Origin of the sequence: Rhizobium album (genome assembly GCF_003122325.1) — a bacterium.
Lineage (GTDB): Bacteria > Pseudomonadota > Alphaproteobacteria > Rhizobiales > Rhizobiaceae > Metarhizobium > Metarhizobium album.
In genome coordinates, this window is sequence record NZ_QFBC01000005.1 from 46,609 (window position 1) to 65,129 (window position 18,521).

Consider the following 18,521-nt stretch of genomic DNA (forward strand, 5'->3'; position numbering starts at 1 on the left):
CAGAACATGCTTATTCGGCGGCAGCGACCGGCTCTTCTTCCACTGGCTCGTCGATATCGGCAGGCGAGGCGACGTTGTCGGCCGACACCTGTTCCACAAACTCGAACTGACCATCCGTTCCAAGGACTGCCTTGAGGCTTCCGACCTGCCTGCCGTCCGCCATGATCGACAGGACATGGGCGGACAGGCGCGGCAGCAATCCGCGGGACAGGATATATTCGATATTGCGCGCGCCGCTTTCTACTTCGGTGCAACGGCTGGCAATATCGGCGATCAGCGACGCATCCCATGTCAGGTTTGCGCGGTAATTTTCCAGGAACCGCTTGCGGATGCGGTTCAATTGCAGTTCCACGATCTTGCGGATGATATCGTCCGCCAGCGGGAAATAAGGAACGACGGAGCAACGCCCCAGGAACGCCGGTTTGAAGCTCTTCAGCAGTTCCGGACGTACCGCCTCGGTCAGCGTATCGACGTCGGGCCGGTTGTCCGGATCGGCATAGAGCCTGTGGATGAGATCCGTGCCGGCATTCGACGTCATGATGATGATGGTATTCTTGAAGTCGATGTCGCGGCCTTCGCCGTCGCGCAGCATGCCCTTGTCGAAGACCTGGTAGAACACGTCCTGGACGCCGGGATGAGCCTTTTCCATCTCGTCGAAGAGCACCACGGAATAGGGCCGGCGGCGAACCGCCTCGGTCAGAACGCCGCCTTCGCCGTAACCGACATAGCCGGGAGGCGAACCGACGAGCATCGACACCTTATGCTCTTCCTTGAATTCCGACATGTTGATGACGGTGAGGTTCTGCTCGCCGCCATACAGGAGGTCGGCCAGCGCCAGCGCCGTTTCCGTCTTGCCGACGCCCGAGGTGCCGACCATGAGGAAAACGCCGATCGGCTTGCGTGGATCCGTCAGTTTGGCGCGCGAGGTGCGGATCGTTTCGGCGATCGCTTCCAGCGCATGCGACTGGCCGATGACGCGCTCGCTGAGCTTGTCCTTGAGAGCCAGAACCGTCTTGATTTCGTTGGACACCATGCGGCCGACCGGAATGCCGGTCCAGTTGCCGACGACTTCGGCAATCGCCTGGCTGTCCACCGTGACGCGCATCAGCGGATTTTCGCCCTGCAGTTCGGTCAGTTCGGCACCCAGTGCCGCCAGTTCTTCGCGCATCTCGTCCGGGGACTTGGCGTCGGCGGGCTGTTCGGCCCCCTCTTCCAGTTCGCCCAGCGCTTCCTGCAGCGCCCGGATCCGCGACACCAGGTCACGTTCCTTTTCCCACTGCGCTTCCATCTCGGCCAGTTCGGAGGCCGTCTTCTCACGATCGGCCTTCAACTCGGCGATGCGCTCTGCATGATCCGCGCCGATCTTCACTTCGCGTCCGAGAACGGCAAGGTCCGTATCGATCATCTCGATCCGGCGGCGACGGTCTTCGACCACGGCCGGCGTTCCATGCGCGGCGACGGCGACGCGGCCGCAGGCCGTATCCAGCAGGCTGACCGCCTTGTCCGGAAGCTGGCGGCTCGGAATGTAGCGCCGCGACAAGCGGACGGCATCTTCCACCGCTTCGGCAAGCACGCGCACGCCGTGATGCTGCTCGAGCGTCGGGATCAGGCCGCGCATCATGCCGATGGCTGCCTCATCGCCCGGCTCGTCGACCTTCACCACCTGAAAGCGGCGGGTCAGGGCCGGGTCACGCTCGAAATATTTCTTGTATTCGGCCCAGGTCGTAGCGGCGATCGTGCGCATTTCGCCACGCGCCAGCGCCGGTTTCAGCAGGTTGGCGGCATCGTTCTGGCCTGCCGCACCGCCCGCACCGATCAGCGTATGGGCTTCGTCGATGAACATGATGATCGGTCGCGGCGAGGCTTTCACCTCTTCGATGACGTTCTTGAGCCGGTTCTCGAACTCGCCCTTCATGCCGGCACCGGCCTGCAGCAGGCCGAGGTCGAGCGACAGAAGCTCCACGTCCTTAAGGGCCGGGGGCACGTCGCCGGCGGCGATCTTCAGGGCAAAACCCTCGACGACGGCCGTCTTGCCGACGCCGGCTTCGCCGGTCAGGATCGGATTGTTCTGGCGGCGACGGGTCAGGATGTCGACGATCTGGCGGGTTTCGGCGTCACGGCCGAGAACCGGATCGATCTTGCCGTCGCGAGCCCGCGCCGTCAGGTTGATGGTGTACTGGTCGAGCGCCGAGCCGGAAACGACGGCCGGACGGGCCTGGCCTTCGGCCGTTGCGCCACCGGCACTGCCGCCCGCTGCAGCCGCCGCGGCACCGGCTTCGCTGGTGCCGGACGTGATCTTGCCGACGGACGTCCGCAGCGCTTCGGCGTTGATGCGGGCGAACTGCGAAGACGCATCCCGCGCCAGCGCCGCAAGCGTGTCGTCGCACAGAAGCGCGGTCAACAGATGACCGCTGCGCACGGCCCGCTCATTATATTGCAGCGACGTGAAGATCCAGGCTTCGCGCATCCACTTGACGATATTGGGAGCCAGCGCAGGAGAGCGGCTGTTGCCGGTCTTCTGGCGGTCGAGCACCTTGTTGAGATCGGCGGCTAGCCGGCCGGCGTCGATTTCGAAATGCCGCAGGATGGCGGCAATGTCGGTGTCAGCAGATTCGAGAAGCTTCACCAGCCAGTGCTCGATCTCGACGTTATAATGCGTGCGCGACAACGTCAGCCCGACGGCGCCTTCGAGAGTCGAACGGCAAATCGGATTGAGGCGTGCGATCAACGATTGCAAGTCAACGTTAAGCAAGCATATCCCCTCTCATGCTGCAGGGCGCCAAGCAAATAATGACGCATGACTTGAAAAACTATTATGACAATTCGGTCGCTGTTGGCGCGACTGCGAAAGCTAGAACCGATTTGCCCCTAAAAGTCCATGTCCAAAATTGGGTCATCCGGCGAGGGCCGCGTCCACCGTCGGATAAATCGGAAATAGCCTTAAGAAACCACTCATTTCGAATACCAAACGGATACGGCTGTTGAGACCGGTCAGCGCCATTCGCCCTCCGGTTGCACGAATCTTCTTTGCAGCCGACAAAAACACGGAGAGTCCGGTGCTGCTGATATATTCCAGCCCGGCGAGATCGACGATGATGTTGGTATCACCCCGATCGATGACGGCGGCGAGATGGCGATCGAACACGCCTGACGTCATGCTGTCTATTCTGCCGTTCGGCGAAACAATAAGGTTGCCCTCTCGGCGAGTCTCGGCGATGTTCATGGCGTTGGTACCCTCGTTATTCACACTTGATCGGGAAACGGCCCGCGTGACGAACCGCAGCATTATGGCCCGTAATGATTTCAGAAAGTGGCGCCACGCGCCAGAATGTTTTTCAAGCATGAGAGGGGAACGACATCGATGACAAGCGCTGATTCCCTGCGCCACGACCTGGCCGGACTGATGCAGCGGGCCCTTTTGCCGCCGCGGTTTCCGGTGCGGCGCGACCTGGAAGTCGAATCCGGCATCGGTTCCGCAAACACCACGGTTTCTTTCTACGACCATATTTGGGTGGAAACGCAGATCTTTGCCGCGGCCGCCATCCGCGTGCACCAGACCGGCCTCGACGGCGCCTGGACGGCCTCCGGCCTCCGCCAGATGCTGCGAGCGCTGCTGACGCGAATCAGCGATCCGCACGCTGTGCTTGCAACGGTTGCCGACCTGGCGCCGCAGATCCGGTTCGACGCCGCCCTGGCCCGCCTCGATGTCGTCTCCGGCCAGGTGAGCATCGCGACGAAGGGCGAGGCCGGCGCCCGTCTCGGCGACGGGACGGAGGCGTTCGACGGTCCCTCGGTCACGCCCGGCAGCATCCTGTGGCTGACGGCGGGTGAAATGCCGGGCCTTTCTGACGACAAGGTGCCGATCGAGGGGCTGGAAGGGCTGGTAAAGCCCGCCCTGCAGGGCTCCGCGGGCGTGGGCTGCGCGGTCCTCTACAAGACCGCCGCGAAGTCGAACAGGTCGGCCACTTTCGTCATGACCAACGATCTCGCCGGAATTCCGCCGTTGCTGGAGGATATCGGCCGCTTCTTCCTGCGCCAGTCGCTCGACGAGGAGGCGGTTGCCGGGCTGGACGTCGCCCTGGACGAAATTCTTACCAATGCGGTCAACTACGGCTACAAGGACGGCAACGCCCACGAGATCCTTGTCTCGCTTTCGGTCGAATCAGGGCTGCTGAGCATCGAGGTTCGCGACGACGGCGGGCCTTTCGACCCCCTGAGTGTGCCGGAACCGGACTTGTCGGTGGAGATCGACGACCGTCAGATCGGCGGATTGGGCATGCATTTCGTTCGTACCTTGCTTGACAGGGTCGAGTACAAACGAAGTAATGGCTGGAACGTCCTTCTCCTTGAAAAGAATTTGCCCCCTGCCGGAGGAAATGCGCCATGAACGCCGCTCGCATGGGAGACATGATCCTGCAGGATGCGCCGCATTGCCATGCGCCCATCCATCCCGCAGCGCTGGTGCCGACGCCTGTCCCGCACCCGGCGCTGCCGCTCGCCATCGTCACCGGATTGCCGACCGTCATGATCGGCAACATGCCGGCGGCCCGGCTGAGCGATATGTCGGCACCCTGCGCACTTCCCGGCTGCGTTCCCGGCGGGCCGGGCATGATCATGCTGGGTTCGGCAACGGTGCTGATCGGCAATATGCCGGCCGCGCGGATCAACGACATGACCATGCATGCCGCCTGTATCGCTCCGATTCCGAGCCCAGTCGGCAAAATTCTGCCGCCCGGATGCCCCACCGTCATGATCGGTGGCTGAGGAGCAAGGTTCTTGCGTCGGTATCATTTCGAATCGCTTCGTCCGGTCTGCCCTCTTTGCCGCCGGCAGGGAAACCAGTGTGCCCTTGCCATCATGGTGGTCGAGGCGGAAGAGGACGACGACATCCGGAGCGGCATCCTCTCCTGCGGCGCCTGCGGGGCGGAATTTCCAATCCTCGACGGCTTGCCGGTCCTCGTCCCCGAGGTCCGTCGCTACGTTCAGGACAATCTCTTTTATATATTGGCGCGCAACGACCTGACGCCCGCCGTGGAAGGACTGATCGGCGACGCCGCGGGGCCTGGAAGCGGATTGGAAGCGATTCGCCAGCACGTCTCCTCCTATGCGTGGGATCACTGGGGCGACCGCGATCCGGAAGGCGCCGGCAATCTCCCGGGCGGAGCCACGCCGGGTGCCGTCATCCGCAACCTCGCGTCCGGGCTGGAGATGATTGCCGCCGATATGGCGGACGGGCCGATCCTCGACATCGGTTGCGGCACGGGAAGAACCACGGCAGAACTGGCGGAGCGCACCGGGCGGCTGACGCTGGGCATCGACATTTCGATGTCGCTGGCCCGCGCCGGGCGGCAGGCCGTCGTCGGCGGGGTGGTCGATTACGCCTTGCGCCGCAACGGCCTCGTCTACGACCGCAGGCGTTATGCCGCTGACCACAAGGCGGGGAAACTGGCGGACATCTGGATCTGCGATGTCATGGTCCTGCCGTTCGAAACCGATACGTTCGCCGCCGCCGCTGCGATGAACGTCGTCGACTGCATGGTCGATCCGCGCGCCGGCCTGACGGAAATCAGCCGCGCCCTGCGGCCGGACGGCGCCGCGATCCTGTCCGTGCCTTTCGACTGGTCGGGACAGGTGACGCCTGTCGAGGCCTGGCTCGGCGGCCATTCGCAGCGCGCCGCCCATCGCGGCAGCCCGGAGGCCATTCTCGACATGCTGCTCTCGGACGGACCGCTTGCGGCCGGCGATCTCAGGCGCAAAGGACCCTCACAGGAGGTTCCCTGGCACGTCAGATTGCACGATCGTTCCTGTATGTACTACTCAGCCCATCTTGTGGCAGCCCGAAAAACCGTGAAATAGTATACCGAGCTATAAAAGATTCATCACAAGCCGTCGTATCGCGGGGAGTTCCATGCGACTGAAACTTTTGTTGAGAGGCCCCGCACGCCTAATGCAGACCATACCAGAAAAGGTTCTTGAATCTGGTGGCCTCGTCATAGGACGTTCACCGGAGGCGGATTGGATGATTCCCGATCCTGATCGTGTGCTCTCCAAGGCGCATTGCCGCATCGATCGGACGGAGAGAGGCTTTATGGTGACGGACACGTCAACAAATGGCGTGCGCATTAACGACGTACCCGTGGGGCGCGGTATTCCGGGGCTGCTGTCGCACGGGGATACGTTGCTCCTGGGCGACGCGATCATCGGCGTCGAGATAGAAACGATGCCGGCGGCAGTGGCGGACATGGCGAACGCGAATATATTGGGCGCGACGATACCCGGCGCGGCGGCCATCGAGGCGGTGCCGGGCGAGGTGTTCATGGACGGCCCCTTCGGCTTCGACGACAAGGCGCCGGAGCCGTCCGTTGCAATTTTACCGGCTTCGGAGGAGCCAGCGACACAGCCGGGCCAGGGGCCGCTGCTGCAGGATTGGTGGGATCCCAAGGCAGCCTCGAGCAAGCCCGAACTGCCATTGTCCGCCGATATGGTGGCCAAAAATGCGCCCTTGTCCGTGGACATGGCGGGGGGCAATCAAGGAATAGTGCCGTTTTCGAGCGGCGAAACGGGGACGCTTTTGCAGGCCGCCGGGAACATCGACGCAAAAACGTTGATCCGGGCTGTCGAGAAGGCGATGCTGGCTTTGTCAGACAGTGAAAGACAGGTATTTGACGCCCGGCTTCGCGGGCTTCTCCAGGAGGAGAGGTCGCGTTGGCAGTAGTGTCGTTTCCTATGAATGCCGGACTGTTCCCGGCCATTCGAGGAGCCAGTTCGCTTGTCCTCAAGGTTCTGATCGTCTGCGTTCTGGCGGTCGGGCTGTCTGCGTGCGGCATGTTCGGCAAGAAGAAGCCGCCGCCGACGGAAATCGAGATCAAGCCGGCGCCGGCCGCTGCCAGCATCGATTTCATCGCGGTCGCCTCGCCGCTGGCCAATCCGGGCCCGGACGGTGTGCCGTCACCCGTCGTGATGCGGCTCTACCAGCTGAACGGCGAGACGAATTTCGTCAACGGCAGCTTCCGGCAGCTCTGGGAAGAAGACGAAAAGACGCTGGGCGCGACGATGCTCGGCAAGACCGAGATCTACCTCACCCCGGGCGGGGTCGAGCGCATAAAGGCGAATCTGATTGAAGGCACCACGATCGTCGCGGTCGTGGTGGGTTACAGGAATTTTGAGGATGCAAAATGGCGGGCAATGGTGCCGCTTCAGGGTGACAAGCGCTTCAAGCTGAAAGCCGACCTGAAGACATCGTCCGTCGAGCTGGGACCGCAGGATTGATATGTCGCGTTTTGACTGGAACAAGAGGGCGGAGCTCCCGCCGCGCCTGAAGGGAGCGGACGATGTCATTTGACAAGGTGATATGGTCGGAGGGCATGTTCATCCGTGCCCAGCATTTCCAGCAGGATGCCCGTTACGTCGAGCGCCTGGTGCGCAACCGCACGCGCGGCCTGCGACCCTACGCCTGGGGCCTGACCGAACTGCGCCTCAACCGCGAACTGCTGTCGATCGGCCGGTTCGGCGTCGAGCGCGCCTCCGGCGTCTTCGCCGACGGCACGCCGTTTTCCATTCCGGACGACGCGGCGGAACTGCCGCCGTTGCAGCTCAACGAAAACATCCGCAACACCATCGTCTACCTGACGCTGCCGATCAGCCAGCCGGGCGGGCGCGAGACGGCCGAACTGTCGGCGGAAACGCTGACCCGCTACGCCTCGACCGAGATCGAGATTTCCGACGCCAACAGCAGCGACATTTCCGCAGCGCCGATCGTCGTCGGCAAGCTGCGCCTGCGCTACGCGCTGGAAAGCAGCGACCGCAGCGGTCTCGTCAGCATCGGCCTGGCACGAATCATCGAGGTCCGGGCCGACAATTCGGTGGTGCTCGACGAAAGCTACGTGCCGCCGGTGCTCGATTCCCAGGTTTCGAGCCTGTTGTCCGGTTTCATGACCGAGATCGTCGGCCTGCTCAACCACCGCGGCGAGGCGATTGCCTCGCGCCTGGCCGGGTCCAGCTCCGGCACGGCGTCGGAAATCACCGACATGATGATGCTGCAGACGATCAATCGCTGGCAGCCGGTCTTCTCGCACCTGGCGTCGGCCTCCTTCGTCCATCCCGAGCAGCTTTTCATGTCGGCGATCGGGCTTGCGGGCGAACTTTCGACCTTCACCAGCGGCTCGCATCGCCCCCGGCCCTTCCCGGTCTATGACCACGAGCGGCTGCAGCTGGTGTTCACGCCCGTCGCCGCCGCCATCCGCCAGGCGCTGAGCGCAGTGCTCGAACGCAATGCCATCGCCATTCCGCTGACGGAACACCGCTACGGCATCCGCGTGGCCGAGGTTCCGGACCGCTCGCTCTATCTGAAATACACCTTCGTGCTGGCCGGAAAGGCCGACATGCCGGCCGAAGCGCTGGTGCGGCGCCTGATCGGCCAGGTGAAGATCGGCGCCGTCGAGCAGATCACCGAGCTGGTCAACACCGCGCTGCCCGGCATCATGCTGCGCGCCCTGCCGGTCGCGCCGCGCCAGATCCCGTATCACACCGGCAAGGCCTATTTCGAACTCGACCGCTCCAGCGCCATCTGGAAACAGGTGGCCGCCGGTGCCGGCCTTGCCATTCACGTCGCAGGGGAATTTCCCGGACTCGAGCTCGATTTGTGGGCTGTCAAAGATTGAGGAGGGGAGACGCTGAGCGATCCGTTTGCTTATTACCCCGGTTCCGACGACACGATCCGCCGCCCGCTTTCGGGTGAGCAGCCCCGTCAGGCTGCGGTCTTCGTCGAGCCGATGGCTGGCAAGGGCTTCGAGCCGCTTGCCCGTCCCGGCACGACCGCGACCTTTTCCGACGATTTTTTTGATCCCAAGCCGAAGACACGACAAGGGTTTACCGACGATTTCGGCCTGAACCAGCCGGTGATGGAAAAGCCGTCCCGGCGCAGCGACGCCGCCATCGACAAGGCTTTCGAACTCGCCGCGATCAATCCGCTGGTCAGTGCCGCTTCGCCGCTGCTGTGGCTGGCCGGCCGTCTGAACGAAAGCGCCCCGCCGGAAGACATTCCGGAATTCCGCGGCCGCGTCATGGACGAGATCCGTCATTTCGAAACCGCCGCCATGGCGAAGGATGTGCCGGACAGGCTGATCCGCGTGTCCCGCTATGCACTCTGCGCCGTGATCGACGACATCATCCTCTCCACTCGCTGGGGCGCCTCCAGCGGCTGGGCGAGCAGCAGCCTCGTCAGCATTCTTTACAACGAGACCTGGGGCGGCGAACGCTTCTACGACCTGCTGTCGCAGGTGATGCAGCAGCCGGAGCAGAATATCGACGCCCTGGAACTGATGGCGATCTGCCTGTCCATCGGCTTTTCCGGCAAATACCGGGTGGCGGAAGGCGGCCAGGGGCAACTGCAGCGCCTGCGCCAGGATCTCTACCGCACCATCCGCCGCATCCGCGGCCCCTACGAGCGAAATCTTTCCGCTGCCTGGCAGACCATGCCGGTGCCGCACCGCGCCCCGATCAGCATGGCGGCGCCGTGGGCGGCTGCCCTGCTGCTGCTGCTTCTGCTCGCCGGCCTCTGGGCCTTTTCCAGCATCAGCCTGAGGGCCAGCGTCGAGCGTTCCGCCGAACAGATCCGTGCGCTGGTGCCGACCATTCCGGTCATGGTCGAGCGCGCCGGCATTCCCGATATCCCCGAACCGGTGCCGCCGGTGCGCAAGACGCAGATCGAGCGGATCACCGAAGCGCTGGCCGCCGAAATCGCCGCACGCCGCATCGAGGTCGCCACGGTCGACGACAAGGTCGTCATCCGCATGCTCGGCGCCTCCTTCCCCTCCGGCGGGCTGGATCTGGCACTCACCGAAGAGCCGCTGATCGCCAGGATCGGCGCCGCGCTCGACCCGGAACCCGGCCCCATCCTCGTCGTCGGCCATACCGACAACGTGCCCGTCGGCGCCGGCAGCCCGCTCGGCGACAACATGGCGATTTCGGTCGCCCGGGCCCGCTCGGCGGCGCAGATGCTGCAGAAGCATGTCGAGGACCAGTCGCGCGTCAGCTTCGAAGGCCGCGGCGAGACCGATCCGATCGTGCCGAACACTTCGTCGGAAGACCGTGCCCGCAACAGGCGCGTCGAATTCCAGATCCCCGCGGAAAAGACGCCATGAGGCCGGCCGCGCTGATTTCCTGGTTCATCGGGCTTCTGGTCGCAGCCGGCGCGAGCTGGCTGATCTGGACCCGTGCGGCGGATTTCCTTCCCCTGGATCTCCGTCAGGACCTGCGTTTCGGCGTGGCGCTGCTTCCCCTGATCGTCTGGGCCATGGTGCCCGTCTTGTTTTCCCGGCTGTTCTTCAAGGCGGCCGGGCCGCAGGAATCGCCGACGCTGCGCGGCCATCGCCGCGCCGCCATCGCCTTCCTCGCCAATCGCGGCGTCAAAGGCCGGCGCGGCCGTTACGGCAAGCCGTTCTTCCTGCTCGTCGGCCCCCCCGGCAGCGGCAAATCGAGCATTCTCGAACGCTCCGACATGCGGCTCGGCATGCCAATGACGATCGGCAATTCCACATGGTGGGTGGGGCCGGACGCGGTCTTCGTCGAAACGACGTTCGGCATGGAAGAAGCCACGACCCGCGAGGTCTACGATCTTCTGCGCAGCCTGCGGCCGAAACTGCCGGTCAATGCCACGCTGCTGACGTTGAGCCCCGCCGACCTGACGCTGGCCGATCTCGCCGAACAGCGCTCCGTGATGCATGCCGTCACCAACAGCCTGCGCCTGCTGGACGAGGTCACCAAGACCAGCATCCCCGCCTATCTGCTGCTCTCCAAGACCGACCTCGTGCCCGGTTTCCGCGAATTCTTCGACCGCTACGAACCGCAGGAGCGCGAACAGCCCTGGGGCTTCATCCTGCCCTATGAGACCATGGCCAAGGGCAAGACGGCGGTGGAACGGCACGCCGAAATCGACAAGGGTTTTCAGGACCTGCTCGCCGCCATGCGGGCGCGCCACATGGAATGGCTGTCGCGTGAGGCCGATCCGGTGCGCTGCGGCCACCTTCAGGGCTTTTCCGCGCAGATCGCCGCGCTGCAGAAAACCATCACGCCGCTGCTCGAAAACCTGGCGCCGGAACACGACCGCAACTGGAAGGGCGCGCTGATGCGCGGCATCTTCCTGACCAGCGCCCGTCAGGAACCGCTGTCGATCGACGCGCTGCTGCCGGAACTGTCGCGGCGTTTCGCCATGCCGCGCATCGGCATGCTGCCGCCCGATCTCGGCCTCGACGAAGAGGACCAGGGATATTTCATCACCGGCGTCTTGAAACGCATCGTCATCCCGGAGGCCGGACTGGTGCTGCGCGGCAAACGCCGCGGCGCCGGTTTCTTCTTGCAATGGGCGCTGATCGCGGCGACCGTGCTCGCCTGCCTCGGCAGCGGCTACTGGATCTTCCGCACTTTCGACGAAGAGATCAAGTTCGCCGGCAATCTCTCCGACCGCCTGGCCGTGCTGAAGCCTGTCGCCAATCCGGCCAAGCGCGAAGACCTGCCGGCGCTGCTGCAGAGTTTCCGGCAGCTGCGGCAGATCGAGGCGGCACTCGGCACGCCGCGGCTGGCCGTCGCCTATCCGGTTCCGGGCCTCTCGGTGGGGCCGCAGCTGGACAAGCGCTTCATGCTGGCCGAACGCGGCTTGCGGGTCAATGCGCTGGTCTTCCACCTCGCCGCCCGCCTCGAAGCCGACCTGATCGACGTCAACGCCGATGCAGAGACGCTGCGCAAGCGTCTGGCCGTCGCCACCGATGCGCGCAACGTCGATTCGCCAATCCTGCTCGACTGGGTGGCGCAGAACGCCGCAAGCCTTGCGGCCGATGACAAGGCGACGCTCGAAAGCGAGGCGCCGGTCGCCATCCGCGAAGCGGGCGGCCTGCGCATCGGCCCGTCTTACCTCGAAGCGGCGCGCCGGCTGATCGCCTACAAGGAAAGCCTGACGTGAGCCCGCGCAAGCTCGTCAGATGGCTGGGCAACACTTTGCGTCGTCCGGGGGTCCTGATATCCCTCGGCCTGATCGTCCTGGCGCTTTTGATCTGGTTCGTCGGGCCGCTGATCGCCTTCGGCGACTTCCAGCCGCTCGGCCCGGTCGCCGTCAGGCTGGCCTGCCTGCTTGCCATCGCGCTTCTCTGGGGTATCGGCAGCCTGTTCTTCCGCACCGTGCGCAGCAGCGAGGAAACCTCGATGCTGGCCGCCCTGCGCAAGCAGCAGGAAGAGACCGAAATCGCCGAGGAAAAGGAGGGAGCCGCGCTCGACGCGGAAGTCTCCGCCTTCCGGGAGGCGGTCCGCACCGTCATCCAGTTCCTGCGCAGGGGCCGTAGCAGCCTGTTCGTCAGCGCCCGCTATTCCCTTCCCTGGTACATCGTCCTCGGCAACGATCGCGCCGGCAAGTCGAGCGTCGTCCGGGCAAGCGGCCTTGCATTGCCCTTCGAGACGGCCGCGCCGTCCGTCGCCGGCAGCGTCCATTTTCACATTACCGATCGCGCCGTGTTTGCGGAATTTCCCGGTGCATTCCTGACCCAGCCGGAAAGGCGTTTCGTGCTGCTCTGGCAGCGCATGCTCGATTACATCAAGCGGCAACGCGCCCAGCAGCCGATCAACGGCATCCTTGTCGTCACCAGCACCGAAGAGCTGCTGGCGATGCAGGAAGAACAGATCACCGATTACGCCGCCGCCATCCGCAAGCGGCTGGACGAAACGATTGGCCGCCTGCGGACCGTCGCCCCGGTCTATCTGCTGGTCAACAAGCTCGATCTCGTCGTCGGGTTCGAAGAGTTTTTCGAAAGTCTGACGGCCGAAGAACGGACATCCGTGCTCGGCGTGCCTTTGTCGGCGCTGCGGTCCGTCGATGGCGCCAGCGCCAGCGGCAGCTTCGCCAACGGCTTTTCCAGCATCATCGAGCGTTTCTCGCAGCAGCAATTTTTGCGAATGCAGGAAGAGCCGGACGAATTGCGGCGCAGGCGGATCTTCGAATTCACCGGCCAGTTCGCGCTGCTGGAAACCAGGCTCGAGCCGCTGCTGCAACATCTGGCATCGACGCATCGCTTCGGCCAGGCGCCCAACATTCGCGGCCTGTTCTTCACCAGCACCAACCAGTCCGGCGAGTTTTCCGACCTGCTCGGCCAGTCGCTGTCGACGAATTTCGGCCAGCGGCGCGGCGGCCTGGCCCTGCCGCAGGATGCCGGCGTGCGCCGCACCCGGCCGTTTTTCCTCACCGGCCTCTTCCGCGACGTCATCGTTCCCGAAGCCAATCTCAGCGGCTTGACCAAGCCGGCGCTGCTGGTGACGCGCCTGCAGGACGTCGCAGCCAATATCGTCCTGTTCATCACCCTGCTGGTGCTGCTCGGCATCTGGTGGCTGGGTTTCAGTGAAGGCCGCGCCTATACGGCGCGCATCAACGAACACGTCACCGTCACCCACGCCAACATCACCGAGGCGACGCCGGACGGCAAGATTCCTTCGAAATTCGAGCCAGTGCTCAACGTGCTCGACCGCTTGCGGACGCTGTCGCAGGAAGAACCGCGCAGCACCACCTTCGGGCTCTATACCACCGGCTCGGTTCGCCAGGCCTCCAGCGAGGCCTACGACCGCGCGCTGGCCAACCTGTTCTTCCCCTTCGTCTGGTCCTATCTGCGCGAGGGGCTCGACAATCCGGCCACGCCGGCGGCGCTGCGGTTCCAGCAGCTGAAATTCTACCTGATGCTGACCGGGACGCGCCCGACGGACCAGGAAACGGCCGCCCTGATCAGCCCCGATTTTGCCGCCAACTGGCTGACCTATGAGCGCAATGCCGATATCGACCGGCGCATTTCGGCGCATTTCGCCGCGCTGGCCGGCACGAGGGTAACGGCGCCGCCCGCCGATCTGGCGCTCGTCGATCGCGCCCGCCGCCGCATCGCCGACTATACGCTGGCGCGGCTTGCCTACGACAACGTGCTGGCTTTGCCGGACGTGCAGCAGCTTCCCGTCTGGCGGCCGGTCGATCACATGGGCCTGCAGGGGCCGCAGGCGCTGGCGCGCGCCAACAATGGCAGCCTGTGGGACGGCATTCCCGGCATCTACACCCGCACCGGCCTCAAGGACGTGATGCTCGGCAGCGCCAACCGGGTGGCGCGGCGCATCGCCGACGACCTGTGGGCGATGGGCAATGCCGACAATCTGGTCGAACAGGAACGCGAGGCAGCCCGCATCCGCGACGGCCTGCTCGACCTCTACCGCGTCGACTACATCACCCAATGGGACACGCTGCTTTCCGATCTCAGCCTTGGCGGCGGAACGGCGGCCAGCGAAGTGGCCCGCTCGATGGCGATCATCACCGGCAACCCGTCGCCGGTGAAGGAGCTCGTCACCGCCATCGCCGCGGAAACCGATCTGGAAGCAGCGTCGACCACCGTGCTCGACGCCATCCCCGGCGCCGGCGCCAAAGCTGCCCAGGTGAATACGGCCCTGCAGCCCCGGCGTGTCGTCAATGTCGCCAAGACCGTGGCGGAACATTACAAATCCTTCCGCAACGCCGTGACCGCGCCGGAAGGCCAGCAGGCGCCGGTCGATGCCATGCTGGTGGCGATGCAGCCGCTCTACCGGATGCTCAACCACGTCGCGACCGGCAACGACGTGCTCGAACTCGGCGCCGAGCCGCAGACGCTGCTCAACCAGCTTTCGGAACGCAACGGTGAGCTGCCGGCCTCGCTGCAGCCGCTGTTTGCCCGGATCCTGGCGCAGGTGGCGGCGATCACCGGCGGCAGTTCCCGCGAGCGCCTGTCGCAGATCTGGAAGACGACGGTGCTGCCGCTCTGCGAGGCGACGACGACGGCGCGTTATCCCTTCGATCCGAACAGCATCAACGACACCTCGCTGGAGGATTTCGCCCGCCTGTTCGGTCCGAAGGGCGCCATTGCCGGTTTCCGCGAGAACTACCTCAAGCCGTTCATCGATTCGTCGACGCGGCCGTGGCGCTGGAAGACCGGGCAGCAGATCGGCCTCGGCTACGACGACAAGACGCTGGCCGAGCTTGAGAAGGCCGACAACGTCACGACGGTGTTCTTCGGCGACCAGGAAAAACCCTCGGTGCAATTCACGATCACGCCGGGCAAGCTCGACATGCGTGCCCGCGCCTTCGTTCTCGATATCGGCGGCCCCGCCTTGCTCTACAATCACGGCCCGCCGGTCGATATGCAATATCAGTGGCCGTCGGAGAACATTTCCGTCGGCGCCAACATGTCGATGATGCCGGAGCTGGAAGGCGAGCGGAACATTCTGTCGCGGCAGGGGGCATGGGCGCTGTTCCGGATGCTGAAGCTCGGCCGCGTGCTGGAAAAGAGCCCGACCGATATCGTCACCTACCAGTTCCGCGTCGGCAGCCGGCAGGTTCTGCTGCGGCTCGCCGCGCCGCCGAGCCGCAACCCCTTCGCCCGCGATATTCTCGCCGACTACAGCTGCCCGGTTCTGTGACCGGCGCGACCGTTCGACGGCCGGGATCGCCCTGACTTGATCGCCTTGACTTGATCGCCTTGACTTGGCGGAAAATCTTCCGCCAATGTTCGTTGAAAGACCGGTGCCGCGCCCCCAGCCGGACGCCGCGACAGAGAGGAATGAGCCCGGCCCATGTCCGATGACCTGCTGGTTCACTATAACCGGGAATTGCTGAACATCCGGCGGGCAGCAGCCGCTTTCGCCAGCGAGAATCCGCGCATCGCCGGCCGGCTGCGTCTTTCGGAAGATGCGATCGAGGACCCGCATGTCGGCCGCCTCATCGAAGCCTTCGCCTATCTGACCGCCCGCGTGCGGCAGAAGATGGACGACGATTTTCCCGAGCTGACCAATGCCATGCTGGGCATTCTTTATCCGCATCTCGACCGGCCGATCCCCTCCATGTCGATCCTGCAGATGGACCCGAAGCAGGAACTGCAGGACGTCTACACCGTGCCGGCGAAGACGCTGATCGACACGGAGCAGGTGGACGGCGAACGCTGCCGTTATCGCACCGCTTTCGACGTGGCGTTGCATCCGATCACCATCCGCTCCGCCACGCTGACCGGCCGGCCGATCACGGCGCCGGAAACGACGCGGGCGCTCAACGCCACCGCCTGCCTGCGCCTGACCCTCGACGTCTCGGTGCCGGACGGCAGTTTCGCCAGCCACGCGCCGCAATCGCTGCGCTTCTTCCTTCGCGGCCAGCCGCAACTCGTCTATCCGCTCTACGAACTGCTGCTCAACGACGCGATCGCCGTTGCCTTCGCCGAGGGCGCCAACGATCCCGATCCGGTTTTTCTGGATGGCAGCGCCTTTTCGCCCGGCGGCTTCGCGGAAGACGAGGGACTGCTGCCCTATCCGCAGGCGTCGCATCTCGGCTACCGCATCCTGACGGAATATTTCGCCTTTCCGGAAAAGTTCCTGTTCGTCGATCTCGCCTTCCCGGCGCGGGAACGGCTGGCGCGCAAGGGACGCACCCTCGATGTCTTTGTCTACCTCAACCGTCCCTCGCCGAGCCTCGAACGCTCGTTGACGGCAGCGGCCTTCGCGCTCGGATGCGTCCCGGTCGTCAACCTCTTTCCGCAGACCGCCGAGCCGATCACGCTCAACCAGAAGAGCCCCGAATACCGCGTCGTTCCCGACAGCCGCCGGCCGCAGGGTCTCGAAGTCTACAGCATCGAGTCGGTCGTCTCGATCGATTCCGACGGCAACCAGAACGACGTGCACCGCTTCTACAGCGTCGAGCATGCCGCCGGCGCCGATCGCCTCAAGGAAGGCAGGAAGGATGAGATCTGGTGGCTGTCGCGGCGCGAGGCGGCGGCCCCGGAAAATCCGGGCAGCGAAGTCTATGTCTCGTTCGCCGATCCGGATTTTCGCGCCAGCGTGCCGGCCGACGAGGTGCTGGCGATCGAAACGCTCTGCCTCAACCGCAACCGGCCGGAACGGCTGCCGTTCGGCGGCGGCCAGCCGCAACTGCGCATGGTCGAGCCGATGCCGATGGTGAAATCGATGCGGCTCCTGACGGCGCCGACCTCGACGCTGCGGCCGCTGTTCGGCCAGGGCGGTCGCTGGCGGCTCATTTCGCATCTGTCGCTCAACCACCTGTCCCTGGTGTCGGACGGCGGCATCGAAGCGCTGCGCGAAATCCTGCTGCTCTACGATTTCCGCGATTCCGCCGAGACGCGGGCACTGATCGACGGCATCGTCGGGCTCTCCTCCAAGAGCGGCACGGCCCGCGTGCGCAGCCAGGGGCAGAGCGCCTTCTGCCGCGGCATCGACGTCAACATCACCTTCGACGAGCCGAATTTTTCCGGCAACGGCGTCTACCTGATGGCAAGCGTGCTGGAACGCTTCCTCGGGCTCTACGCCAGCGTCAATTCTTTCTCACGCCTCACCGCTCTGGTGAAAGGCCGCACCGGGATATTGAAGACATGGCCAGCACGCGCCGGCGACCGCGCACTTCTCTAGAGGCGGATCTCTTCGAGCAACCGCAGCTCTACGAACTGTTCCAGGCGATCCAGCTGATCGAGGCGATGGCGGCGCAGGACAGCCGTCGGCTGGGCCTGCCGCCGGTCGATCCGGTGGGACAGGGTGTCGATCCGGCCAATGCCGCGCTCAACATCCGGTCTGCCGTGCCGTTGGGCTTCGCCGCCGCCGAGGTCAGCTCCGTCCGCCGGCCGCGCAGCGGCGGCCCGGTCGAACTGACGCAGACCATCGTCGGGCTGACCGGCCCCTCGGGTGTCCTGCCGCATGCGCTCAGCGAACTGGTGCAGGTCAGCGTGCGCGAGCGCAACATGGCGCTGCGCGAATTCTTCGACCTGTTCAACAACCGCCTTGCCGGCCTGCTTTACAGCGCCTGGGCGAAATACCGCATCAGCGTCGAGCGCCAACGCGCCGCGATGCTGACCACCAGCCAGCCGATCGATCATGCGCTGAAGTCGATCGTCGGGCTCGGGCTGCCCTCCACCGCCAATCGCACCGCCGCGCCTGATTCCACCTTCGTCTTCTTCGGCGGCCTTCTCGGGCGCCAGGGCCGTTCGGCCATGGCCATCGAAAGGGCGTTGTCGGGAACGCTCGGCCACCAGCTGAAGATCGAGCAGTTTCATGGCGAATGGCTGGCAATCGCGCCCGCCGACCGCAGCCGCCTGCCGCATCGCGACGACCGTGACGGCGCCTTCGCGCGCCTTGGGGACGACCTGGTGATCGGGGAGCGCACCTTCGACATCCGTTCGACCGTGCTGATCTGCGTGCGGGCCCTCAACTATCGCGACTTTCGCTCGCTGCTGCCGGACGGCAACCGTTCCCAGCTCCTCAGCGACGTCGCCGCCAATGCGCTCGGCCCGGACAAGGTTTTCCGCATCCGCCTCGAACTCAAGGCGGCGGAGGTGCCGAACCTGACGCTGGAGGCCGACAGCCAGAGCCCCACCGCCAGCCGCCTCGGCTGGAACACCTGGCTCACCTCGCCAAAACCGCGCACGCAGGCGGTGACCACCGAATTTAAACCGCTCCCCCATTTACGATAGACATATCAGGATGTT

Annotated in this window: 13 protein-coding genes; 11 read left to right on the forward strand and 2 right to left on the reverse strand. The window is 64.7% G+C overall.

What is annotated here, in order from left to right; all coding sequences use genetic code 11:
- Positions 1-10 precede the first annotated feature (10 nt).
- Together tssH and DEM27_RS13220 are read right to left on the reverse strand one after the other, a co-directional pair.
- Positions 11-2,752 carry a type VI secretion system ATPase TssH gene (gene tssH / locus DEM27_RS13215; RefSeq protein ID WP_109458719.1) on the reverse strand — a complete coding sequence of 914 codons (2,742 nt, stop codon included), beginning with the start codon at positions 2,750-2,752 and terminating at the stop codon, positions 11-13.
- 141 nt (positions 2,753-2,893) lie between these two features.
- Positions 2,894-3,223 carry an STAS domain-containing protein gene (locus DEM27_RS13220; RefSeq protein ID WP_109458954.1) on the reverse strand — a complete coding sequence of 110 codons (330 nt, stop codon included), beginning with the start codon at positions 3,221-3,223 and terminating at the stop codon, positions 2,894-2,896.
- Between the two features lie 87 nt (positions 3,224-3,310).
- On the opposite strand from DEM27_RS13220, the gene DEM27_RS13225 reads away from it, so the two are divergent.
- From DEM27_RS13225 to tssG, 11 genes are all read left to right on the forward strand, one after another.
- Positions 3,311-4,387: an ATP-binding protein gene (locus DEM27_RS13225; protein ID WP_165823417.1), complete on the forward strand. Its 1,077-nt coding sequence runs from the start codon at positions 3,311-3,313 to the stop codon at positions 4,385-4,387.
- Entirely contained in the window at positions 4,384-4,764 is a 381-nt protein-coding gene (locus tag DEM27_RS13230; protein ID WP_245445819.1) for a PAAR domain-containing protein, read from the forward strand. Before DEM27_RS13225 ends, DEM27_RS13230 begins: the two co-directional genes overlap by 4 nt.
- A 12-nt stretch (positions 4,765-4,776) precedes the next feature.
- Positions 4,777-5,856: a methyltransferase domain-containing protein gene (locus tag DEM27_RS13235; protein ID WP_128755500.1), complete on the forward strand. Its 1,080-nt coding sequence runs from the start codon at positions 4,777-4,779 to the stop codon at positions 5,854-5,856.
- Between the two features lie 91 nt (positions 5,857-5,947).
- Positions 5,948-6,715 (forward strand): FHA domain-containing protein, encoded by a 768-nt coding sequence (locus tag DEM27_RS13240; protein ID WP_280954516.1) that lies wholly within the window; start codon positions 5,948-5,950, stop codon positions 6,713-6,715.
- Positions 6,715-7,269: a type VI secretion system lipoprotein TssJ gene (gene tssJ, locus DEM27_RS13245; protein ID WP_245445839.1), complete on the forward strand. Its 555-nt coding sequence runs from the start codon at positions 6,715-6,717 to the stop codon at positions 7,267-7,269. The genes DEM27_RS13240 and tssJ overlap by 1 nt, the downstream gene beginning before the upstream one ends.
- A 62-nt stretch (positions 7,270-7,331) precedes the next feature.
- The gene (gene tssK, locus DEM27_RS13250; protein WP_109458724.1) at positions 7,332-8,660 is read left to right on the forward strand and encodes a type VI secretion system baseplate subunit TssK; all 1,329 of its coding nucleotides are present in this window, start codon (positions 7,332-7,334) and stop codon (positions 8,658-8,660) included.
- Between the two features lie 111 nt (positions 8,661-8,771).
- Complete coding sequence (gene icmH, locus DEM27_RS13255) at positions 8,772-10,142, forward strand: type IVB secretion system protein IcmH/DotU (protein WP_109458725.1); 1,371 nt, start codon at positions 8,772-8,774, stop codon at positions 10,140-10,142.
- Positions 10,139-11,956 carry a type VI secretion protein IcmF/TssM N-terminal domain-containing protein gene (locus tag DEM27_RS13260; protein ID WP_109458726.1) on the forward strand — a complete coding sequence of 606 codons (1,818 nt, stop codon included), beginning with the start codon at positions 10,139-10,141 and terminating at the stop codon, positions 11,954-11,956. Before icmH ends, DEM27_RS13260 begins: the two co-directional genes overlap by 4 nt.
- A complete protein-coding gene (gene tssM / locus DEM27_RS13265) occupies positions 11,953-15,462 on the forward strand; it encodes a type VI secretion system membrane subunit TssM (RefSeq protein ID WP_109458727.1) in 3,510 nt (1,169 codons plus the stop codon). The genes DEM27_RS13260 and tssM overlap by 4 nt, the downstream gene beginning before the upstream one ends.
- Before the next feature lie 153 nt (positions 15,463-15,615).
- Positions 15,616-17,451: a type VI secretion system baseplate subunit TssF gene (gene tssF / locus DEM27_RS13270; protein ID WP_109458728.1), complete on the forward strand. Its 1,836-nt coding sequence runs from the start codon at positions 15,616-15,618 to the stop codon at positions 17,449-17,451.
- A complete protein-coding gene (gene tssG, locus DEM27_RS13275; RefSeq protein WP_109458729.1) occupies positions 17,415-18,506 on the forward strand; it encodes a type VI secretion system baseplate subunit TssG in 1,092 nt (363 codons plus the stop codon). The genes tssF and tssG overlap by 37 nt, the downstream gene beginning before the upstream one ends.
- Positions 18,507-18,521: the final 15 nt, after the last annotated feature.